General features: G+C 48.3%; 3 protein-coding genes. All 3 read right to left on the reverse strand.

Annotated features, from left to right (window positions below; all coding sequences use genetic code 11):
* A partial coding sequence (locus AQR02_RS14140) for a ribonuclease J (protein WP_148449161.1) occupies nt 1-1,002 on the reverse strand: 1,002 nt, incomplete at its 3' end.
* Between the two features lie 620 nt (nt 1,003-1,622).
* Nucleotides 1,623-2,498: a 4-hydroxy-tetrahydrodipicolinate synthase gene (dapA, locus tag AQR02_RS14145; RefSeq protein ID WP_054941033.1), complete on the reverse strand. Its 876-nt coding sequence runs from the start codon at nt 2,496-2,498 to the stop codon at nt 1,623-1,625.
* Between the two features lie 15 nt (nt 2,499-2,513).
* Nucleotides 2,514-2,877, reverse strand: a 364-nt coding sequence (locus AQR02_RS34260; protein ID WP_245237441.1) for an ACT domain-containing protein, incomplete at its 5' end; no start/stop codon positions are given.

Consider the following 2,877-nt stretch of genomic DNA (forward strand, 5'->3'; position numbering starts at 1 on the left):
TGCCGCAATGATAACAGTGTCGCCAGGCAGAATGTCCACCTTGCGGTGACTGGAGCGTGCCATGCGGGTAAGTGCCGACATCGGTTCGCCCTGGCTGCCTGTGCAAAGCACAACCACGCGGTTGCCAGCCATTCTGTTCATTTCTTCCGGTTCAATCAGCATGCCATCCGGCACATGCAAATATCCCAGCTCGGAAGCAATTGCGACAACATTTACCATACTGCGACCGATAACTGTAATCTTGCGTCCAGTGGATTCAGCGGCGTTCACCACCTGCTGAATACGGTGTACGTTCGATGCAAAAGTAGCAACTACAACGCGCTGATCGGCTTTGCGGAAGATATCCTCCAGTACGATGCCGACATTTTTCTCTGATGGTGTGAAGCCCGGTTTCTCGGCATTGGTACTATCGGACATGAGTGCAAGCACACCTTTTTGCCCGATTTCCGCCATCCGGTGCAGGTTAGCAAATTGACCGTTGACTGGTGTATGGTCAAATTTGAAGTCACCTGTATGAACGACATTGCCTTCCGGTGTCTCGATGCATACGCCGACTGAGTCTGGAATACTGTGATTGGTTCTGAAGAACGTCACCCGCAGGGAAGTCCCCAGTTCAATCTCAGAATCTTCATTGATCAGAATCCGCTTGGTTTCGCCAAGCAGGTTGGCTTCCTTGAGCTTGTTATCAACTAGGCCCAATGTAAGTCTTGTCCCGTACACCGGAACATTCAAATTCTTCAGCACATACGACAGACCGCCAATGTGATCTTCGTGTCCATGAGTGAGTACAATACCTCTTACTTTGTCACGGTTCTCTGTCAAGTACGAGATATCAGGGATAACAATATCAATACCGAGCATGTCCTCTTCCGGGAACTTCAGTCCCGCATCCACGACCACTATGTCGTTTCCGTATTGAACTACATACATGTTTTTCCCGATTTCTCCGACTCCGCCTAAAGCGAAAATCATCAATTTATCGTTGTTATTTTTTTTGGACAAATGAATCTAACCCTCCTATGATGTTGGACGTCATACTTTTATTTACAAATAATTAAGCTCCATATTTCAGCGGCGCTGAACACATAGTTCAAATTGCCGATAGCTTCCGAATCCACAGGGATATTCCGCCTAAGTCTGAAAAATTGCGCAATGCGAAAAATCCAAGAAACCCGAGCGTGAGTAGCTTCTTGAAACGGATTTCACCCGTCAACCTTCACTGCCGCGCCCCTCGCGCGAAAAATCAGCAGCAATAGCACAGACTTATACAAGGACCTATCCTGTCTCACAATGTAAAAGAACATTGACGGAAGATTACCGCATATTTAATTAACCGCACCCAGTCACTTAAGAACATTATACATGATTTTTTTGGCAAAAGACAAGTCATCGGCTTCGTAACGTTATTCTTTCCTTAAAATACAGGCATTATTTGAGGAAAAGTTTGATCGGGGAACGAAGAAAAAGAGGCTATGAAGGCATTTCGGGACTGCCCTCCAGGAGCACAGATTTATCAGAAATGTAATATGTGAAGGGTAATAACCTTCATTATTCATACAAAAAACCGGCTATCCCTACTGGATGCCGGTTTAATGCAGAAGTTCTTGCTATACGCATGAAGCCTATTTCAGCAGGGATTCAATAAATGCGGCCTCTGCTTCATTCGGCCCCACCAGGGGGAGCCGCACAGAGCCCACATCGATTCCGCGCAGTCCGAGGGCGTATTTCACAGCAGCAGGGTTAGGCAGCGGCTGAGGACATTCAAAAAGCCCTTTGAACACCGGAAACAGCTGACGGTGCTTCGCGCCTGCGCGCTGCACATCGCCAGAGAGAAAAGCATTAATCATCTCTGACATTTGCGCACCGATCACATGGCTTGCCACGCTGATAATACCATGCCCGCCGACGGCAAGTGTAGCCAGACCTGCAGAATCATCACCGGAATACACATGAAAATCATCAGGACAGGACGTTGCGATCATAGTAATCTGATCCACGGATACACATTCCTTCGTGGCAACGATATTCGGAATCTCTGCCAGACGCAGCGTTGTTGCAGCGCTCATGCTAACTGTTGTACGGCTGGGAACATTATAAAGAATACAGGGCAGCGAAGTATCCGCAGCAATTGCCGAGAAATGCTGATACAGCCCCTCCTGATTCGGTTTGTTGTAGTAAGGAACGACAAGAAGCACTCCGTCTACGCCGAGTTTCTCCGCTTCCTTCGTAAGATGTATGGAATGTCTGGTGCTATTGCTGCCCGTTCCGGCGATAATCTTACAGCGTCCGTCCGCTTTTTTCAGAACATAAGAGAATAGCTGCAGCTTCTCCTCGTCGGTTAAGGTAGGTGATTCCCCCGTCGTTCCGCAAACCACCAGTGCTTCGGATTTCTGCTCTTCAATCAAATAATCCACTAACCGGGAAGTTGCTTCCCAGTTGATTTCTCCATCCCCGTGAAAGGGCGTTACCATCGCAGTGATTAATCTACCGAAATCCACTTTGAATTCCTCCTGTCAGCGGTGCAATTCAAATTTGGCATGCAGTGCACGCAGCGACTGCACCATATCTTCCTTCTTCACAAGAACCCAAATAGTGGTATTCGAATCTGCCGACTGCAGAATCTGAATATTTTGCGAGCTCAGTGCTTCAACGATCCGGGCCATGATGCCGGGCACACCGTTAATACCGCCGCCGATGACCGATACTTTGGCGCAGCCGGACAGGCTTTTTGGCCGGAGACCCAGCTCCTGGAGCGCAGCGATCGCCTGCTCTGATTTGTCGTCATTCACAGTATAAAGTGCTTCCGACGGTGTTACATTGATAAAATCCACACTGATGCCGCTGTCGGCCATACTCTTGAATATCTGCAGCTGCACT

The organism is Paenibacillus ihuae (assembly GCF_001368795.1).
Lineage (GTDB): Bacteria > Bacillota > Bacilli > Paenibacillales > Paenibacillaceae > Paenibacillus_AQ > Paenibacillus_AQ ihuae.